Consider the following 20,854-nt stretch of genomic DNA (forward strand, 5'->3'; position numbering starts at 1 on the left):
AAAAAACAACTATTTGTTTTTTATAATATTTTTCCATGTTATTTCTATCCAATTTTGAAAATCATTATAAAAAGATAATGATTTATAATCAGCATAATTTGAATTGCTATTATTGAAAATATCTTCAAACATCATTCCAATCCCACTATATCCAGGGTAATCAATACCATCAATTCTAACAACAGAATTTATTATTGCTGAATTAATATAACTGCTTAAAAACTCTCCTGTGTTTAATATTAAATCATTGACATCTATCATATCTGTTGGTTCTGAAACATAGTTATTTCCATCATTTTTATATAAAGAATAGTCATATTTCACTCCAATAATATTATTTATTTTATTCCATATTTCTTTAAATTTAAACATATCGGCAACAGACAATGATAATCTGTTTAAAGGATATATATCTGAATAATAATATCTATAATCTTCCACTACTTTTTTTAAAAAAGATTTTATCAAATCATCCTCATCTAAATCATGAAAAAAATCATAATAAAATCCAAATCCTGCTATAGAATACACCGATCCAATAAAATAATCAACTAAATCTTTAAATTCATATATAATTTCTAAACTAGTCATATTACATGCATCAAAAGCAAGAATGTCAATCTTTGAGTTATATTTATTATTGTATTCATTAAGAACATCTCTTATATCTTTTATCCTTAAAACATTATTTGTTGTATCATCTTGTATAATAGCTTTAGGTTCTATTCCTTTTGATTCAAGTGCCCACCCATTACCATGATCCCACAAGTCTAATATTTTTACCGTGTTATTATTTTTTACTAATAATTTATCAATAAATTTAAATAATGTTTGTGTTGATGCTGAACTTAATTCGCTATCAAACCCTAATTCTAGTGGTAAAAATCTATGTTCAATATAATTTCCTTTAAATTTTGAAATGAATATTATTTCATCGCTTTTAGCATTTCTATCACCTAAAATTGCTACAGATATATCCATTGATGACTTTTCAATAGATGTTTTAATTTCATCTATATCTAAATCAAAAAAATAATCTGTTTCTTTACTTAAAGGATCCTCATATTTAACATCAAGATTATTATCCGCTCCACCATACAATAAAAATTGCAATTTTGGCTCTATCTTTTTTACAACATTTGTATATTGCCTATTTTTATAAAATTCTGTTGTTTTTACTGTTATATCATCATGTAAAATCAAATTTGTTTTTAGATTATAAATGATATCTCCTTCAAAAATATAAATCAATGAATTTCCATTATAAATCTCAACTTTAATTACTGGTCTTGCAAAATCCAAAACCAATGGCATCCCTTCTAGATATTCCCGTGTAACTAGTGGACTTTGTTTATTAAAAGTTACACATGAAGACATTGTTAAAATCAAAAATATTAATGATGAAAATAATAGAATTTTTTTCATTATAACACCCCATATTCACTAAATGGCGGCCTAAAGCCGCCATTTAATTAAGATGCATAAGCTACGCTTCTTTTTTCTCTTATAACTGTAACTTTAATAACTCCAGGATATTCCATTGTTTCTTCAATTTTAGCAGATATATCTCTTGCTAATTTATCTGCTAACGCATCATCTATTTTATCTGGTTGTACAATAACTCTTAACTCTCTTCCTGCTTGAATAGCATATGCTTTATCAACATGTCTAAAACCTTTTGCAATTTCTTCTAACTGTTCTATTCTTCTAATATAATTTTCAAGAGTCTCTCTTCTAGCCCCAGGTCTAGCAGCTGAAACTGCATCTGCTGCTCCTACTATTACTGCTTCTGGCGTCATAGGATCAACCTCATTATGATGATATTGTATTGCATTAACAACTTCTAATTTTTCATTATACCTTTTAGCTATCTGTCCACCAACAACTGCATGAGAACCTTCTACTTCATGATCAATAGCTTTTCCAATATCATGCAACAATGCTGCTCTTTTAGCTAATTCTACATTTAACCCTAATTCTGCAGCCATTAATCCCGCAAAGTTTGCTACTTCTATTGAATGCTCCAATACATCTTGACCATAACTCGTTCTAAACTTCAATCTTCCTAATAATTTTACTAATTCTGGATGCAATGGTTTAATACCAACTCTCATTACGGCTTCTTTTCCAGCTTCTTTGATTATATCTTCTAATTCTCTTTTTGTTTTTTCATATACCTCTTCAATTCTTGCAGGGTGAATTCTTCCATCTGCTACCAATGCTTCAAGTGTTCTTTTGGCAATCTCTCTTCTTAAAGGATTAAATCCTGAAATAACAACAACCTCAGGTGTATCGTCAATAATTAAATCACAACCAGTCATTTTTTCAAATGCTCTAATATTTCTTCCTTCTCTACCTATTATTCTACCCTTCATATCATCTGTAGGCAATGCTATAGTAGAAGTTGTAATTTCAGAAGTTACGTCAGACGCATATCGTTGAACCGCAATACTTACAACCCATTGTGCATGTTTTTTTGCTTCATCTTCATATTCCTCTTTAATTGCTTTATATGTTTGGGCTAATTCTAATTCATATTTTTCTTTAGCTTCATTTAATACTTTTTCCCTAGCTTCCTCCATTGTTAGATTAGCAATCTCATATAATTTGCTTTCTAATTCTGTTTTTAATTTTAATGTTTCTTCTTTTTCTTTATCCAATTTAGCTTTTAATTCTTCAAGATTTTGTTCTTTTCTATCTATCATCTCTTCTCTTCTGATTAATCTTTCTTCCATTGATTTTAATTCTTCTTTTTCAAGTTTGAGTTCTCTATTAAACTCTTCTTTCATTTTCTGTATTTCTTCTTTACTTTCAATAAGTGCTGATTTTACTATATTATCTGCTTCCTTCTCAGCATTCCTTAATATTTCATTTTTTTCTCTTTTTGCTATTTCTATTTCCATTTTTAATTGTTCTTTTTCTGACTTTAACTTTTCAATAAACTCTTTATTTCCTTTTTTTAGACCATTATTCAATCCAATTTTATATAAAACACCAGATATTATTGCCAAAACAACAACGATGCCTATATATATAACATCCATCTTATTCACCTCCAACTTCATCTAATACTTCTTCAATTAAATATGATTCAAATCCTCTTTTGTAAACATACTCCTTTATTTTTCTTTTATCTTTTTTTAACTTAATTTGTGATAAAACTATTTCACGAACAATTTCTTTCAAATTAACTTCATTTAACACTTTATTTATTGCTTTATAAACAACATCTTCATCAATATGGAATTTACTAATCAGTTCCATTTTTATAAAAAATGGCCCTTTTTTATTAATAGTTAATTTGTCATATGCATATAAATAAGCAAATAATTCATCATCTAACATTTTAAATTCTTTTAATTTTTTTATTACTTTATTAATTACCTTTTCATCAAATCCTTTTTCAAGAAGGCGTTTTTTTATTTCAAATTCTGATCTTGCCCTGAATTTTAGTAAATTTATAGCGCTTTTCTGCGCCATTTCTTCATCAAAAGGGTCAATCTGCTTTTTCTTTCTCATTATTAGAGCTAGAATCTCCTTTGTTTTTTATTTTTTCTTTTAAATCTTCAGGAATAATTAAACCCAATTTTTCTCTAATTCTGTATTCTATTTCGTCTAATAGATATTCATTTGATTTTAGGTATTCAAGTGCCTTTACTTTACCTTGTCCTAAACTTATTTCATTTCCTTCTAAATCAGTATATGAAAACCATGCTCCACTTCTCTTTATAATATCATTTGCAACAGCTAAATTAAAAATATCATTATCCTTAGCTAATCCTTTCCCATATATCATATCTATTTTTACTTCCTTAAATGGAGGCGCTACCTTATTTTTAACTACTTTAACATTAACCTCATTACCATATGCTTCTTTGCCTTCTCTAAGCGCTGTTCCTTTTCTAACTTCCATTCTTATTGTAGAATAGAATTTTAATGCTACTCCTCCAGCTGTAGTTTCAGGATTTCCATATACAACACCTATTTTCATACGTGTTTGGTTAATAAAAATTACAATCGTTTTTGATTTGTTTATACTACCAGCTAATTTCCTCAACGCTTGTGACATTAATCTAGCTTGTAATCCCATATGTGAATCGCCCATACTACCTTCAATTTCTGCTCTTGGAACTAACGCTGCAACAGAATCTACTACTACAAGGTCTACAATATTTGACCTTACAATACTATCTACTATTTCCAAAGCTTGTTCGCCAAAATCTGGCTGAGAAAGTATTAAAGTATTTGGATTTACACCTAATTTTTTGGCATATTCTAAATCAAGAGCATGTTCAGCATCTACAAATGCTGCAATTCCTCCCCTTTTTTGAACTTCAGCAATAGAGTGCAAAGCAAGGGTAGTTTTACCACTTGACTCATTTCCATATATTTCTATAATCCTTCCTCTAGGATATCCTCCTACACCTAATGCAGCATCAACTGATAAAACTCCACTTGGAACTATATCCAATTTCCTTTCCTCTTCTAACCCTTTACCCAAAATCATTATAGATCCTTCGCCATAATTTTTTTCTAATTCTTTAACTAATTTATCTAACATATCTTCTTTATTTATGGCGGATTTTTTTTCTGGTTTTTTAGCCATTAATAATCATTCCTCCCTCAAAATCAATAGTATACATTTTTTTGTATATTGGACCGTTTTTTGTTAAAGTTGATGAATATATATGAACCGAATTTACAGGAACAATAACATTCTTAACATCTAAAACTCCAATAAGTTTTTCCCAAAAATCTGGTGCTTTTTTTATCCTTCCTACAGTTAAATGCGGATGAAAATTTATTTCACTATCAGGAATCTGTATATTTGATAACTTCAAAGACTTTATTGTTTCATTATGCAATTGTTTTAGAGTGTTTCCACCTTCTACACCTAACCAAACTACTCTTGGGAAATTGTTTGTTTTAAAATATCCAACTCTACTTACATTAAATGCAAATGTTGGAAATCCTGTTATCCTTTCTTCCATTCTTTTTGCTACTTCTGTAATTTTTGAAATATATGTATCCCCCATAAAATATAAAGTTAAATGAATATTTTCGGGTTTTGTCCAGTTACCTTTAAACCCCATTCTTTCAAGTTTTATTATTGTGTCTCTCAAAATATCTTTAACACTTTGATTGACGTCAAGGGCTATAAATGTCCGTAGATGTTTATTCTTATTATTCATTGTTTACTCCCCCTTAAAATAGGCCATGTTTTTTGCCAAATAGTTATACCCCGAGAAAATAGAAGAAAATGCTGTTAATAAAATTAATATAAAATTAAAATTCCCCAAAAATGAAAATGTCGGCGTCAAATAAAGTGATGCTATTAAAATTGTTTGTAAAAATGTTTTTATTTTTCCCCATTTATCTGCAGCTACAACTACATTCTTATTAGCCAGATACATTCTTAACCCACTAATAAAAATATCCCTAACAATAATAATAGCAACAAACCATCCTGGCAATTTATGAACTTCTAGAAAAACGATAAATAGTGCATTTATTAAAATTTTATCTGCAATTTGATCCATGAATTTCCCAAAATCGCTAACAAGATTATATTTTCTAGCAATATATCCATCTAATAAATCGGTTAATGATACTAAAATATATACAAAAAAAGCCAATAAATAATATTTTTCATTATAAGTAATCATAAATATAGGAATCGTTGCTAAAATTCGTATAAAAGTCAAAATATTAGGTACAGTCCAAATTGTCATTTTGCTATACCCTCCAAATCATATTCGGATGAATTTACTATCTCAACCTCTATAAATTCTCCTATTCCTAATTTAGATTCAGATTTAAAAAATACAGACCCATCGATCTCTGGTGCATCAGAATATGCCCTACCTATATAGACATCATTTTCATACTCTTCTACTAAAATTTTTAATGTTTTTCCAACAAATCTTTCTAATTTTTCAGAAGATATTTCCTTTTGTAATTCCATTAATTCTTCCATTCTTTTCTCTTTTGTTACTTCATCAACTTTATTAGGTAACAAATATGATGGAGTACCTTCTTCATCAAAATACGTGAAAGCGCCTAATCTATCAAATTCCACCTCATCAACAAAGTTCATTAACGCTTCAAAATCCTCATGTGTTTCACCAGGAAATCCTACAATTATAGTTGTTCTAATAATTGCATCAGGATTTTTCCTTATCTTGGAAATAATCTCCTTCAATTGTTGTTTTTTTCTAACTCTTCCCATTAGATTTAACACATTATCTGAACCGTGCTGCATAGGAATGTCGAAATATTTTACAACTTTATCAAGCGTATTTATAGCTTCTATAATTTCATCGTTTACAAAATCCGGATGCAAATACATCACTCTTATCCAGAAATCACCTTCAATAGAATTGATTTCTCTCAAAAGTTCTGGTAATGCTTGTTTTTTATATAAATCCACTCCATATAAAGTATTGTCTTGAGAAACTAAAACTATTTCTTTAACTCCATTATTTATTAGAAACTCTGCTTCTTTTTTTATATCCTCAATTTTTCTACTTACAGGTTCTCCCTTAAAATAAGGAATTGAACAAAAAGCACATTTTCTATTACATCCATCTGCAATTTTGATATATGCAAATGGTTTATTTTGAACTATTCTATAATTGCATTCATATACATCATATGGTTTTGGCAATTTAAAAAAGTAATTCTTTTTTTCAATTGCATCAACAATTTTTTCTGGAGGCACTACTCCTATTAACCCGTCAACCTCTGTCAATTCTTTTTTTAAATCATCATAATATCTTTCAACAAGACATCCTATAGGTATAATTTTCATATTAGGGTTATTTTCTCTTATCGAAACTAAATTAAAAATTTCATTAATTGACTCTTCTTTAGCCGGTTCAATAAAACCACATGTGTCTACTATAGAATAATCAGCATCATTAGGATTATCAGTCAATTCATACCCTTTTTGTAAAAAAATACCCTTTAAAACATCCATATCTGCCTCATTCTTTGGGCAGCCCAATGTTAAAATATATACTTTTTCTTTCATATTCTCCTCCCAAAATAAGTCTAACTATAATTATAACATATTTTTTATACTTCGCTTATATTTTATAGAATAAAAAATAAAAAATTTACATTCTAAAAAAAATAGTGAACTATGTTCACTATGGATACAACAAAATATTCAAATAAAAATAATGGAATTTCTAGAATATCATGAGTGATTGTTATTCAATATCAATTTTACTTTTCTAAAATTAAACTTATTATTGTACCACTATTTTTTATTGAATTTACTTTTAACCTTGCATTTTGAAAAATAATAAATCGTTCTAAAAATACAGTTCCTAATCCAGTTCCAAAATCTTTAGTTGTAAAAAATGGTTTTAAAAAATTTTCTTTTTCTTCAGACGACATTCCAATACCATTATCATAAATCATTATTTTATAATATTTTTTCTTTTCTAATAATTTTATTACCAAACAGCTTTTTCCTTTTTTTATTAAAACAGCATCAATAGCATTTTGAATTACATTAAATATTGCCGATTTAAATATCCAAATATCACTTTTTATATTGATATTTGTTTTTTCTTCAAAAATAAATTTAATCTCTGGATACGTTTCTTTAAAGTTATTAATTATTTCTTTCATTATTTGATTTACATTAAAAATCTTTATTTCTTCTGTCATTTTAAACAATTGTAATGTTTCTTGAACAATTTTTTGTATGTTCTCTATTTCATTACTTACCTGAATTAAATATTTTTTATCTTGTGTAATTTCATACATTTGAAATGTCATTTTTAATCTCGCTATTGGTGTTTTTAACCCATGGGCCGCGTCAGCCAATATTTCTCCTAGCCGAGCAAAGTGCCTTGCATTTTCCAAATTTCTTTTTAACTTTTTATAATACGTAACATCATTAATAGCTATAATAATAAAATTACTCTTCTTACTTACAATTAATTGCAAATTCTTTTTTAATTTTTTTGAATATATCTCATACAGCCCAGATTCAAGCGTTATTTTTATTCCACTTTTAATAAAAATATCCGATAATTGCATCCCATATTTTAATTGAATATTATAAATTATTTCTTTTGCTTTTTGATTAGATTTTTGCAAAATCCCATTTTCATCAAACACTAAAACTCCAGAACCTATATTATCAAATATTGCATTAAATTTATCATAATATTCTTTTAACCCTTCTCTTTCTTTAGATAATAAAATTGCATAAGTCCTTAACATTTCATCTAAATCTCTAAATATCCCCGAATATTCAAGATTATAATATTTCGTTGAATAAGCATTTCCTTTATGCAATATTCTTAAAAGTCTTTTTTCAACAAAAAAATAAATCAAAAAATACATAACAAAAAAATCAATTGGTAACAAATACCAATAATGTAAAATATTAAGAATATACAACAATATAAATAATATTACCATATGAAAAATAGCTATCTTCGTTGATAAATCCCAACCTAAGAATTTTCTTTTCTTAATATTATCTCAGCTCCCTCACTTTCTAATTCCAAAACATCTTTAGCACTTCCTTGATTAATTGCTATTTCTAAAAAACCTGTACTTTCGGGATGAATCAATAATTCACCTGGCAATACATCACTAAAAATTCTTTCATAATATGCTTTAATTTTTCTATCCTCTAAATGGATTATTATTTCATCATCTTTTTTAAATAATGTATCCCCTAATTCTGCAGGTATATTTGTTTGTATATTTCCAAATGTATCAAAAAATATAATTTCTCCTTCTATACTTTCATTTTTTATCTCTGGTTTTTTATATCTAAATAAATTAATATCGTCTAATTCAGGACCAAACTCTTCTAAAGGAACACCTTTGGATAAGTATGCTGCTGCTGGAGAGAAAATATCTCTACCATGAAATGTTGTTGAATACTGTTTTTTAAAAAAATATTTCTCATTACTTATTTCTACCAACTTATCAATTCCATATTCTTCTGCAACTAAGGTCAGGAGCCCGTTATCTGGTGCAATAAAATAATAATTCCTCTTTTTTGCTTTCATAATAACAGGCTTTCTATTACTACCCACTCCTGCATCTATAACACTCAAAAAGATTGTCCCTTCGGGAAAATCTTTTGAAAATCTATGCAATATATATGCATTTACTTTTGGATCAAATTTTTTAGTTTCATGTAAAACATCTATTATTTCTGCATTTTTATTAATAGTTTTCATTACACCTTTACAAACGCCCACATAATGGCTATCATTTCCCCAATCAGTGAAAAAAGCTATCATTTAAATACCTCCCCCAGGATAATCCTCTCTTTTTTTATTTATATTTAATAATTTCAAATCCCCCTCTGTTGATTTTAATCTAATAGTTTTATATTTCAAATCATGATATGTTGTAATTCTTCTAATTGTTCTTGTTTTATATCTCATTACAATACTTTCTGTTATAGCTTTCCCTTTATAAAAATGAACGCCTTTTAAAAAGTCTCCATCTGTCACACCCGTAGCTGAGAAAATAACATTCTCACCACCAGCCAAATCTTCTGTATAATATACCTTATTTAGATCCCAACCTTCTTCAATTAATTTATCTTTTTCTTCATTTGATTGAGGATATAATTGAACTTGTAATTCTCCACCTAGTGTCCTTAAAGCTCCTGCTGCTAGTACCGCTTCGGGCGATCCTCCTATACCTATATATATATCAACTCCACTATCCGGCATAGCTGTAGCTATTGCTGCAGCTATATCTCCATCACCTATTAATTTTATTCTTGCACCTACTTCTCTAATCTCATCGATAATTTTGCTATGTCTATCTCTATTTAAAACAACTACAGTTATCTCACTAACTGGAACTTTCAAAGCTGCTGCTGCTACTCTTAAATTCTCTCTTATAGAACTTCTAATATCCAACAGTCCTTTTAAATCAGGCCCAACCGCAAGTTTATATGAATAAAATGTTGGTAAATATGCCAACTTACCTCTTTCTGCTAGCAACATAACACTTATTGCATTTGGTAATCCATAAGCTACTAACCTTGTACCATCAATAGGATCTACCGCAATATCATATTCATCATCATCTTCATTCCAAGTACCAACTTTCTCGCCTATATATAGCATTGGCGCCTCATCTTTTTCACCTTCACCTATTATAACTGTACCCTTTATTTCAATATAATCCAACATTCCCCTCATTGCGTCCACAGCAGCTTGATCCACCGCATTCTTATCTCCCATACCCAAATGCAAACTGCTTGTTAATGCTGCTGCTTCAGTAACTCTTACTAAATCAAGTGTTATTTCCCTATCAATTTTATCTTTCATGAAATCCCCCCTAACTATATTTTTTATATTATTTCTCCATTATTATTATACTAAAAAATACTTCTTTTTAAAATCTTCGTTTAATGCAATATTATCTAAATATAACTATTTAAACTCAATGATAAAAATTATGAAACAATTTTCACACTTTGAAATATATATATATTATGATACAATTTAATTGAAAAAACTATTTGGAGGGGTGATTATCATGGAAATAAAAAAACTAAAAGATAAACTTTTTAGAAAAAAAATAACCACATGGGAAAAAAGAGATAAAAAAATCATAGACAGTTATTCAAAAGAATATAAAAAATTTATAAATTACTCAAAAACAGAAAGAAAAGCCATTGAATACACCGTAAAAGAATTGGAAAAACATGGATTTAAACCTTTAGATTTTTACTTAAATAAAGGTAAAATTGAAGATGGAGACAAAGTATATTATATTAATAATTCAAAAGCAATTTTTGCTATTAAAATAAAAGGTAGTTTAAAAAACGGTATAAATATAGTCGGTGCTCATGTTGATGCTCCAAGACTTGATTTAAAACCAGAACCCATTATAGAAGATACAGGCGTAGCTATGGCAAAAACTCATTATTATGGTGGCGTGAAAAAATATCAATGGTTAAATATTCCTTTAGAATTGCATGGAGTAGTAATAAAGGGTGATGGAACAAAAATAGATATTTCAATTGGAGATAATCCAGATGACCCCGTATTTGTAATTTCAGACTTATTACCACACTTAGATAGAAGAAAAGGAGATGTCTCAGAAATATTTAAAGGAGAAAGTTTAAACTTATTATTAGGAACAATTTCTATTTCTTATGATGAGGAAGTAAAAGATGGCATTAAATTAAATATTTTAAAAATTTTAAATGAAAAGTATGGAATCGTAGAAGAAGATTTAATTTCTGCTGAATTGGAGGTTGTACCTTCTTTACCTGCAAGAGATGTTGGTTTAGACAGATCATTAATAGCCGCATATGGCCATGATGATAGAATTTGTTCTTATACTTCTTTAACGGCATTAATTGAATCAGAACCAAAAATAAGAAGTGCTGCTATTATTTTAACAGATAAAGAAGAAATTGGAAGTGACGGAAATACAGGTGCGAAACATCATTTCTGGATTAAAGTTGTTAGAAAATTATTACATTTAGAAGGTAGCACTAATATAGAACTAGATATGGACGATACATTGTTAAATTCAACATTACTTTCAGCTGATGTTACTGCAGCATTTGATCCTAATTTCAAAGATGTTCATGACCCTGCAAATGCTCCAAAACTCGGTTATGGGATTGCTATTGCAAAATACACCGGCGCTCGTGGAAAATCATCCACAAATGATGCAAATGCAGAGGTATTTGGAAAATTAAGAAAAATATTTAATGAAAACGATGTAATATGGCAAACAGGAGAATTAGGAAAAGTTGACCAAGGTGGAGGCGGAACAATCGCTAAATTTTTTGCAGAAAAAGGGTTACATGTTATAGATGCTGGGGTACCACTTTTAGGCATGCATTCTCCTTATGAATTAGCTTCAAAAGGAGATTTATACGAAACTTATTATGCATACAAGGTATTTTTGAATAACAACTAATTATTGGAAGTGAAATTTTGAAAATCTTTGCTGGCTCTCCCATTCATTTAATGGAGTTTGAAAATGATAATATAAATATAAATATTACATCCCATTCCTGGTCTTTCTTGGACCAGAGTGGGGTTTCTGTTATATTAAATAAAGACAATGTTAATATTTTTAATGGTTTATCAGAAGAAAATTTAGTTTCATTTGAAGATAGAATAATAAATTTAAATAATGAAAATAAAATCTTTTTCTTATTACAACAAGAAGGGTTTAAATTTGAAAACTATTTTTATGCCAAAATTAGAAATATCAATTTAATAGTAATGAGAATTGACTTATTAAGTAAGTCATCATATAATTATCTTTTAAATGTGATTTTATCAAATATGTTTCTTGTAAATATACCAATTTTATTATTTAAAATATACCAAGAAAAACACGAAATTTCTTATTTTTATCCCAATAAAAATGAACCTATTATTTTTAAAGATTCTCCTTATGCTTATATGGATATTAAAAAAAATAAAGAAAATATCATTATGCTTCATGGTTTTTATAGAAACAAACTTCGTAACAAATTATCTTCTTTTGTAAAAAAAGTAGGTGGGTTCAACGAAAAATTTTATTGACATATTAACTGAAAAATTGCTATTTAAAAAATTAAAGCATTATTATTACAATTTACCTAATGAATCATCATATGATGATTCTAACTTATATTTAATTAATTTTGGAACAATGTCATTAAAACTATTGAAAATAAAACATATATTTAAATTTATATCTCATTTGCATAGTTTTTCTAAATTTAGCAATAAAATAGGATTTATTGTATTAAACAATTTTTCAAAAAAATATATAAAATATATTTCTGAAATTGCAGAAATATATAGTGTACCTCTTTTGATTTTATATAAAAATAAACTTTATCTAATAAAAGAAAATACAATTAAAAAAATTAAAAATAATAATATTACCTATTTTAAAACATCTAATTTTTACTTTTTAACCAATTCATCTGAATTATTATATCAATTATTAGATATAAGAATTGAAAATCCTTATTTTATTGTTATAAATAACATTTCTTGTAAAATAGAAGATTATGAATTAAATTCTATTTCTACAGCATTATCTACATATATAATTTCTTTTGATAATAATAATCTTTCTATTTATAAACCTGAAAACAATAAAGTTGTTAAATATAAATTAAAAGAACATATTGTATTAAAATTTAATCTGAAATCGCTTTCAAAATTTAAAAATGGAATAACCAAATTTGATGAAAAAAAAGCCGAAATTTTATTAAAACATTTATAAAGTCAAAAATAATTATAACCTACTTTTTTTCATATTTTTGGTCAATTCATTATAGAGGGTTTTTTACCCTCTATTTTTATTAATAAAAAATCCTACAATTAGTTACAAAAAGTACAAAATATAATTTGACTTTTTTTATCATATTTAGTATAATGTAAGTAGAATAAATACGATAAAAAAGGGAGGAATTAAAATGTTGTTAGAGGTGAAAAATTTAAAAGCAAAGGTTATAGAAGATAACAAAGAAATTTTAAAAGGTGTAAATTTAGATATTAATGCTGGAGAAACTCATGTTTTAATGGGGCCTAACGGATCTGGTAAATCTACATTATCAAATGTTATAATGGGTTCTCCTAAATTCGAAGTAACTGATGGTGAAATTTTATTTGAAGGTGAAAATATATTAGATTTAGATACAAATGAAAGAGCAAAAAAAGGGATATTTTTAACATTTCAACACCCACAAGAAATCGAAGGGGTTAAAATGAGACAATTTTTAATAAACGCATATAGACATATGCATCCTGAAGAAAAAATTTCCCCTATAGAATTAAACAAAAGGTTAAAAAAATTATGTGAGGATATAAATCTCAAACCAGAATTTTTAGATAGATATGTAAATTCCGGATTTTCCGGTGGAGAAAAGAAAAAAAGTGAAATATTACAATTATTCTTTTTAAAACCAAAATTAGTTATTATAGATGAAATAGATTCAGGACTTGATGTTGATGCTTTGCGTGATGTTGCAGACGCTATAAATAAATTAAGATCAGATGATATGAGTATATTAATGATTACACATTATCAGAGAATATTAAAATATTTACATCCCGATTATGTTCATGTATACGTTGATGGAAAAATTGTATACACTGGCGATGCTAAACTTGCAGAAGAAATTGAAGAAAAGGGATACACAGTATTAAGTGAGTATACTGATGTTGACGCAAATACTGTGAAGGAGTGGTAATATGAAAGATGTTAATGAAATAAATTATGAAGATTTAATGATAAATCAATCTAAATTTGATTTTAGAAATGAAGCAAAATATGCATATAAAACACCACCAGGATTAAATGAAAAGGTTATAAGAGAAATTTCAGAAGCTAAAAACGAACCAAAATGGATGTTAGAACACAGATTACAGGCTTTCAAAATTTTCGAAAATTATCATGAACCACATTTTGGTGTTGATATAAGAAAATTAGATCTAAGTAAAATCGTTGCATATATGAAACCAGATGCTAAAAAATCCGCATCCTGGGACGAAGTACCAGAAGAAATAAAAGATACCTTTGAAAAACTTGGAATTCCAGAAGCTGAAAGAAAAGCATTAGCTGGCGTTGGGGCGCAATACGATTCAGAAGTTGTATATCAACACATTCAAAAAGAATTAAATGATTTGGGTGTTGTCTTTTTAGATATGGAAACAGCTGTTAAAGAATATCCTGACTTAGTTAAGGAATATTTCATGAAATTAGTACCTTCACATAACCATAGATACGCTGCTTTACACGGCGCATTATGGAGTGGTGGTTCTTTCTTATATGTTCCAAAGGGAGTTAAAGTTCCTTTACCTTTACAAGCATATTTTAGGATGAATAATCCCGGAATGAGTCAATTAGAACATACATTAATCATTGCAGATGAAGGAGCAGAAGTTGAGTTTATTGAAGGTTGTTCAGCTCCATTTTATAATGTTACTAATTTACATGCTGGTATGGTTGAAATATATGTAAAAAAAGGCGCTAAAATGAAATACTCCACAATTCAAAATTGGAGTAAAAATACATATAATTTAAATACAAAAAGAGCAATAGTTGATGAAGATGGATCTATGGAATGGGTATCAGGATCTCTTGGTAGTTTTAAAACCATGTTATATCCTATGACCATTTTAAGGGGAAAAGGTGCTAAAAATAGTTCTGTAACTTTAACATATGCAGGTCCAAATCAACATCTAGATACTGGTTCAAAAGTATTTCATTTAGCACCATACACAAGTTCTATTGTAAATGCCAGAAGTATTAGTATAGGTGGCGGATGGGCATTTTATAGAGGTTGGGTGAAAATTGGAGAAAATGCTAAAGGTGCTAAATCTGCAGTAGAATGTAATGCTTTAATGCTTGATAACAAATCAAAGAGTGATACTGTTCCTTTAATTGAAGTATTAACTGATGATGCTGATGTAGGACATGAAGCAAAAATCGGAAGAATTTCACAAGATCAAATTTACTATTTAATGTCTAGAGGATTATCAGAAATTGATGCTAAAAACATGATTGTTAGAGGTTTCATTGAACCGTTAGTAAAAGAATTACCTTTAGAATATGCATTAGAATTAAATAAATTAATTAATTTAGAAGTAGAATCTTCTATAGGATAGATTAAAAAGTATTCAAAAATTTATAATTAAATTTATCACCGGAGGTGTATCTATGTATGAAAAAGCTCTTATTTTAAGACATGATGATTTTTTCGCAACAGAATGGCAAGTGCCAGAAATAGAATCTAAAAAAGATTATGGTATAATTGAAATAGATGAATCAAAAAAGGTTTTTACAAATAATGAATTAAATAAATTTAGATTAAATAGATTTGAAGAGTATAAAAAAATGGGATTCCCTAAATGGAAAAGAGCTAAATTAAATGGTTTTGATCCAATACCTTTTATCTCAAAATTTAACTCTCTTTCATCAGAAAATCTAAAAAGTTTAAATGATCTTGATGATGAAGGAATTGAAATATTAAATGATATGGACTTTGATGGATCTCATAGAAAATTCTTATTAATGTCTGACATATTTTTCAATAGTGGATTCTATTTAAAAACAGAAAAAAACCAAGAACACTCTGTTTATACAACAGAATCAATAATCGACAATAAAAACCCTTTATATGATTTAGGCATAATAAATTTAGCTGAAAATAGTAAAGCTACATTAATACGATTTGTTAAATCAAAAGGTAATAGCTCTAAAATATCTTCTTTACGGGGAAGATTGAGCAAAAATTCAGAATTGACTATCATAAACATAAATTTATTTGATAATGATATCTCAACAGATAATATTTTTCTTGATATAGGTGAACAATCTAATGTAATTATATATGATATTAACATTGGAGGAAAGGTCACTGCTCCTCATATTATTGTAAGAATGGCTGAAGAAAAAGGTAATATAAATATTTATCCTTACTATTTAACTCAAAATGAAGAAATTATAGATATGTTCTATTTAATAAGGTATTATGCTCCAGAAACATTTGGTCATATATTGGGACATGGTGTTTTAATGGATTCTTCTAGAGTAATATTTAGAGGTAATCTTGATATAAAAAAAGGAGCTAAAGAAGCTAACGCCAATGAACAAGATTTTAATCTTATACTTTCAGATAAAGCAAAAGTAATGGCCTATCCTTCACTATACGTAGATGAAAACGAAGTTACTGCTGGACATGCAGCAAGTATTGGAAGCATTGAAGAGGATCAATTGTATTATATGATGACAAGAGGTTATAGTAAAAATGAAGCTAAAAAGGAAATTGCTTTTGGTATTTTTGAACCATCTATAGAATTTGTAAGTAAATACAATACTAAATTAGCGGGGGAATTAAGAGATGTTATACAAAAAAGATTTGATAGAGAATTTTCCAATTCTTGATAGAAAAATTAATGGAAAAAATTTAGTATATTTTGATAATGCTGCTACTACATTAACACCTGTTAATGTTACTAATGCTATAAAAGATTTCTATGATTATCATAACGCAAATGTGCACCGTGGGGCACATTTGCTTTCTAATGAAGCTACTGAAATGTATGAAAATGCAAGAAAAGTTGTAGCAAAATTTATAAATGCTAAAACACAAGAGACAATTTTCACAAAAGGTACAACTGAATCTATTAATCTATTTGCTTATTCAATTGGAAAGAGCGGGTGGCTTGAAAATGGAGAGGTTTTAATTACTTCAATAGAACATCATTCAAACTTCGTTCCATGGCAACAATTAGCTAAAACTTTTAATTTCAATGTGAAATATTATAATCCAATAGATGGTATTTTTAAACTTGATGAATTTTTATCCAATATAAACGAAAAAACTAAGTTAATTAGTGTAACTGGTCTTTCAAATGTCACTGGTCAATTAATTCCTATAAAAGAAATCATTGATTATGCCCATGAAAAAAATATTTTAATTCATATAGACGGAGCCCAATTAGTTCCACATTTTGGTATTGATGTTAATGAAATGGATATTGATTTTCTTTCTTTTTCTGGACATAAAATGCTGGGCCCTATGGGAATAGGTATTTTTTACGGCAAGAAAAAATTGTTAAAAAAACTTCCTCCTTTTCATTATGGCGGGGAAATGATAAACTGGGTGAGCATTGAACAAACTGATTTCGCCGAACTGCCAGAAAAATTTCAAGCTGGAACACCTAACGTTGGTGGCGCTATAGGATTAAAAGCTGCTATTGAATACATAAATAAAATAGGAATGGATAATATAAAAAAACATTCTGAAAAATTAACAAAATATGCTATAGAAAAAATCAAAGAATTGGATTTCGTAAAACTATACGGACCAGAAGATAGAATTTCAATAATTACATTTAATATTGATAATATCCATCCACATGATGTTGCACAAATTTTAAGTGATAAATTCGGTGTGGCTGTTAGAAGCGGTCATTTGTGCGCTCAACCACTTTTAAAGCAATTAGGTACAAAATCTGTTTGTAGAGCAAGTTTTTATTTTTATAATACAGAAAAAGAAGTTAATAGACTAATTGAAGGTTTAAAATATATTAAGGAGTGGTTTAAATGAGCTTGGAAGATTTATATTCAGATATTATATTAGATTATGCAAGAAATCCTCAATTTCAAGGCGAAATCCCTGAAGCAACCATAAAAGAAGATGGAAAAAACTTATCTTGTGGAGATGAAATAACTCTTTTTTTAAAAATAGAAGATAATATAGTAAAAGAAGCAAAATTTAGTGGTCATGGATGTATAGTAAGTCAATCATCCGCTGCCCTATTATGTGAAACTATAGAAGGAAAAACATTAGACGAAGTAAAAAAAATATTGGAAGAAGTAGAAAAAATGGCACAAGGTGATGAATTCAATGAAGATGAAATTGGTAATGTTGCTATATATTCAGAAATTTCTAAATTTCCAGTAAGAGTAAAATGTTTTACACTAGCGTGGCATACTTTAGAAAACTCTTTAGATGAATTAGAATAAAACTCCTTAGGGAGTTTTTTTATAGTAAAATTATGGTAAAATTTTAATTAAAAAGAGAATATGTTTCATTATTTTGCTATAATATAATTTGAAAATTAAAAATCGGGGGTTGATTATTATAAAAGAAGAAAATCTTTTAAATTTATTTTCTAGTATCTTGAAAAAAATCTCTGAGCAAAATTTTTCCAATTTTTATGATATGCAAAATATATTTGAAACCATTCTATTTAACCTGATTTCCATGAATAAAAACCTGACTACAGGAAGTATTATTTTGCGTGATATTGACGGATATTATAAATATATTGCCGTCAAAGGTCATAATATGGAATTTTTAAAAAAAATAAGCTTTAGTTCTGAAAATATATATAAAGAAAAATTCCATAGCACTCATATTATAAAAACAAAAGTTGAAAGAGAAGATCCTGAACAATTAGAACTATTAGTTAAAGGTGGAAACCTATTAAAAATAAAAACATATTTATCTGTACCTATAATTATGAACGATAAAAATATAGGTTTTTTAAATATAGATAATTACACTGATAAAAATATCTTTACCGATGAAATTATTTCATTATCAAAAAGTTTCGCTAATTTTATAAGTATAGCATATTCCTCAATATTAAAAAGAAAAAAATTGCTTAACAAAGCGTTTTTATTAAAAAAATCAAATATCGAAAATAATGGTACTTATACTAAAGATTTCATATTTGAAAAAGCAGAAGAGTTTTTTAACTTATATGAAGAATTTATATTTTTGACTGCACGTTATAAAAACTTTTTAGATGATCAAAATGTTTTAAGTTGTTTAATAGATAGAGTAAATAATTTATTTCCTGACGATTATATTTCTTTTGAAAAGGATACATTCTTTATATTGTCCAACTATATATCAGAATATTTTTTCAAAACAGAAGTAAAAAAAATCCTTTCAAAACCTATTTTCTGGGAAAACAAAATCATTCCAAATTTTGAATACTTTTTATATAAAATACCAGAAGATATTAAAAATATTAATGAATTAAAAGAAGTTATATTACTTTAATAATAGAGCCCACAAGGGCTCTATTATCTTATATATTTTTTTAATAATTTCAATAATATATCAAGTTCTTCATTTAAATCCAATTCTCCACTAATTATTTCAATATTCCTTTCAGGAAACCATTCTTTTAATTTTAAAAATCCTTCTCTTGTTTTCTCAAAAAAATCTTTCCCTTCTCTCTCTATTCTATCTTTAGTTTTATTAGCCATTCTTTTAAAAGAAGTTTCAACAGAAACATCAACCACAATAGTCAAATCAGGCATTATGCCATCAAGAGCATGTTTATTTATCTCATAAACTTCCTTCCAACCTAATTCTCTTGCATATCCTTGATATACTATTGAAGAATCCACAAATCTATCTAAAATAATAATTTTATCCTTATTTGGTTTAATTAATTCTTCCACTAATTGGGCTCTACTAGCTGCAAATAATAAAGCTTCGCTAACATGACATATATTATAATTTCCTAAAAGTAATTCCCTTATTTTTTCGCCTAATTCTGTACCTCCTGGTTCTCTATTCCAAATTACCGAATAATTCTTTAATTCAAAATATTCTTTTAATTTTTTTGATAATGTTGACTTTCCAGAACTCTCTATTCCCTCAAAAGTTATAAGCATAATTACCTCCTTATTTTCCACTACTTTTAAAAAAAACAGGGGGATATACTTTTAGATTTTCTCCACCGTTTTTCCTAAGAACACCTCCTATTAATTGAGCAGTCCCATTTTCATTACCATAAGCAATATACATTTCCTGAAGCATAAATTTATATTTTTGAGCTAAATTTAAAAAAGTTATAAAATACGTTGGATGATAAACAAAAATCATTCTTTTTTTATTTTTCAATGCATAACTTGCTGCTTTAAAAAATTTCTCTAAACTTTTTTCATTAAATGTTCTAGCAGTTTTACGATCTTCAAATGGACTTTTTAAAGATTTTTCTGAATAATGTGGTGGGTTTGTTATAATACAATCTATAGATTCTCTATCTATATAAATTTCTATATTATCAACATCATCATTTATAAATTTTACTCTATCTTCAAGATTATTGTTTTTAACATTAATAATAGAATATTCATATGGTTCTTTTTGCAATTCAAATCCTACAATTTCAATATCTTTATATATTTTTGCCAGAGCAAGTGATACACTACCAATTCCAGAACCCAGCTCCAATATCTTTTTTTCATTCTTCAAAAATTTAGAAATTTCAATAAGAAATGTTGTTCCATGTGTTGGCAAATGAAATTTATTAGGTGATTCTAAATTTAATTCTCTAAAAATTTTATCCAA

General features: G+C 27.5%; 21 protein-coding genes. 9 read left to right on the forward strand and 12 right to left on the reverse strand.

Annotated features, from left to right (window positions below):
* Window positions 1-9: 9 nt before the first annotated feature.
* From ACYQ44_RS03200 to glpX, 10 genes are all read right to left on the reverse strand, one after another.
* The gene (locus tag ACYQ44_RS03200) at window positions 10-1,425 is read right to left on the reverse strand and encodes a clostripain-related cysteine peptidase (protein ID WP_459995170.1); all 1,416 of its coding nucleotides are present in this window, start codon (window positions 1,423-1,425) and stop codon (window positions 10-12) included.
* Window positions 1,426-1,472: 47 nt separating this feature from the next.
* Complete coding sequence (rny, locus tag ACYQ44_RS03205; protein ID WP_459995171.1) at window positions 1,473-3,044, reverse strand: ribonuclease Y; 1,572 nt, start codon at window positions 3,042-3,044, stop codon at window positions 1,473-1,475.
* 1 nt (window position 3,045) lies between these two features.
* Window positions 3,046-3,519 (reverse strand): regulatory protein RecX, encoded by a 474-nt coding sequence (locus ACYQ44_RS03210; protein ID WP_459995172.1) that lies wholly within the window; start codon window positions 3,517-3,519, stop codon window positions 3,046-3,048.
* Entirely contained in the window at window positions 3,497-4,606 is a 1,110-nt protein-coding gene (gene recA / locus ACYQ44_RS03215; RefSeq protein ID WP_459995174.1) for a recombinase RecA, read from the reverse strand. Before recA ends, ACYQ44_RS03210 begins: the two co-directional genes overlap by 23 nt.
* Window positions 4,599-5,192, reverse strand: coding sequence for an RNA 2',3'-cyclic phosphodiesterase (thpR, locus tag ACYQ44_RS03220; protein WP_459995176.1), 594 nt, complete (start codon window positions 5,190-5,192; stop codon window positions 4,599-4,601). The genes recA and thpR overlap by 8 nt, the downstream gene beginning before the upstream one ends.
* A gap of 3 nt (window positions 5,193-5,195) precedes the next feature.
* Window positions 5,196-5,732, reverse strand: coding sequence for a CDP-diacylglycerol--glycerol-3-phosphate 3-phosphatidyltransferase (gene pgsA / locus ACYQ44_RS03225; RefSeq protein WP_459995177.1), 537 nt, complete (start codon window positions 5,730-5,732; stop codon window positions 5,196-5,198).
* Window positions 5,729-7,033: a 30S ribosomal protein S12 methylthiotransferase RimO gene (gene rimO / locus ACYQ44_RS03230; protein ID WP_459995178.1), complete on the reverse strand. Its 1,305-nt coding sequence runs from the start codon at window positions 7,031-7,033 to the stop codon at window positions 5,729-5,731. The genes pgsA and rimO overlap by 4 nt, the downstream gene beginning before the upstream one ends.
* 197 nt (window positions 7,034-7,230) lie before the next feature.
* Window positions 7,231-8,364, reverse strand: a complete 1,134-nt coding sequence (locus ACYQ44_RS03235) for an ATP-binding protein (protein WP_459995179.1) — start codon at window positions 8,362-8,364, stop codon at window positions 7,231-7,233.
* Window positions 8,365-8,477: 113 nt separating this feature from the next.
* Window positions 8,478-9,281: an SAM hydrolase/SAM-dependent halogenase family protein gene (locus ACYQ44_RS03240; protein WP_459995180.1), complete on the reverse strand. Its 804-nt coding sequence runs from the start codon at window positions 9,279-9,281 to the stop codon at window positions 8,478-8,480.
* Window positions 9,282-10,328: a class II fructose-bisphosphatase gene (glpX, locus tag ACYQ44_RS03245; RefSeq protein ID WP_459995182.1), complete on the reverse strand. Its 1,047-nt coding sequence runs from the start codon at window positions 10,326-10,328 to the stop codon at window positions 9,282-9,284.
* Window positions 10,329-10,539: 211 nt separating this feature from the next.
* Between glpX and ACYQ44_RS03250 the strand changes: the two genes are divergently transcribed.
* The 9 genes from ACYQ44_RS03250 (at window position 10,540) to ACYQ44_RS03290 (ending at window position 19,552) form a co-directional block, all read left to right on the forward strand.
* A complete protein-coding gene (locus tag ACYQ44_RS03250; RefSeq protein WP_459995183.1) occupies window positions 10,540-11,940 on the forward strand; it encodes an aminopeptidase in 1,401 nt (466 codons plus the stop codon).
* Window positions 11,941-11,957: 17 nt separating this feature from the next.
* Window positions 11,958-12,557, forward strand: a complete 600-nt coding sequence (locus ACYQ44_RS03255; RefSeq protein WP_459995185.1) for a hypothetical protein — start codon at window positions 11,958-11,960, stop codon at window positions 12,555-12,557.
* Window positions 12,532-13,251, forward strand: a complete 720-nt coding sequence (locus ACYQ44_RS03260; RefSeq protein ID WP_459995186.1) for a hypothetical protein — start codon at window positions 12,532-12,534, stop codon at window positions 13,249-13,251. The genes ACYQ44_RS03255 and ACYQ44_RS03260 overlap by 26 nt, the downstream gene beginning before the upstream one ends.
* Window positions 13,252-13,444: 193 nt before the next feature.
* Window positions 13,445-14,221: a Fe-S cluster assembly ATPase SufC gene (sufC, locus tag ACYQ44_RS03265; RefSeq protein WP_459995187.1), complete on the forward strand. Its 777-nt coding sequence runs from the start codon at window positions 13,445-13,447 to the stop codon at window positions 14,219-14,221.
* A 1-nt stretch (window position 14,222) separates the two neighbouring features.
* Complete coding sequence (gene sufB, locus ACYQ44_RS03270; protein WP_459995188.1) at window positions 14,223-15,638, forward strand: Fe-S cluster assembly protein SufB; 1,416 nt, start codon at window positions 14,223-14,225, stop codon at window positions 15,636-15,638.
* Between the two features lie 52 nt (window positions 15,639-15,690).
* A complete protein-coding gene (locus tag ACYQ44_RS03275) occupies window positions 15,691-16,917 on the forward strand; it encodes a SufD family Fe-S cluster assembly protein (protein WP_459995190.1) in 1,227 nt (408 codons plus the stop codon).
* Window positions 16,874-18,085 (forward strand): aminotransferase class V-fold PLP-dependent enzyme, encoded by a 1,212-nt coding sequence (locus ACYQ44_RS03280; protein ID WP_459995191.1) that lies wholly within the window; start codon window positions 16,874-16,876, stop codon window positions 18,083-18,085. Before ACYQ44_RS03275 ends, ACYQ44_RS03280 begins: the two co-directional genes overlap by 44 nt.
* On the forward strand, window positions 18,082-18,504 hold the full coding sequence (sufU, locus tag ACYQ44_RS03285) for a Fe-S cluster assembly sulfur transfer protein SufU (protein WP_459995192.1): 423 nt from the start codon (window positions 18,082-18,084) through the stop codon (window positions 18,502-18,504). The genes ACYQ44_RS03280 and sufU overlap by 4 nt, the downstream gene beginning before the upstream one ends.
* Before the next feature lie 274 nt (window positions 18,505-18,778).
* Entirely contained in the window at window positions 18,779-19,552 is a 774-nt protein-coding gene (locus ACYQ44_RS03290; RefSeq protein WP_459995194.1) for a GAF domain-containing protein, read from the forward strand.
* Window positions 19,553-19,575: 23 nt separating this feature from the next.
* Here ACYQ44_RS03290 and tmk read toward each other — a convergent pair whose 3' ends face one another.
* Both tmk and ACYQ44_RS03300 read right to left on the reverse strand, forming a co-directional pair.
* A complete protein-coding gene (tmk, locus tag ACYQ44_RS03295; protein ID WP_459995195.1) occupies window positions 19,576-20,175 on the reverse strand; it encodes a dTMP kinase in 600 nt (199 codons plus the stop codon).
* 10 nt (window positions 20,176-20,185) lie between these two features.
* A complete protein-coding gene (locus tag ACYQ44_RS03300) occupies window positions 20,186-20,854 on the reverse strand; it encodes a tRNA1(Val) (adenine(37)-N6)-methyltransferase (protein ID WP_459995197.1) in 669 nt (222 codons plus the stop codon).

The sequence above is a fragment of the Marinitoga arctica genome (assembly GCF_054657315.1).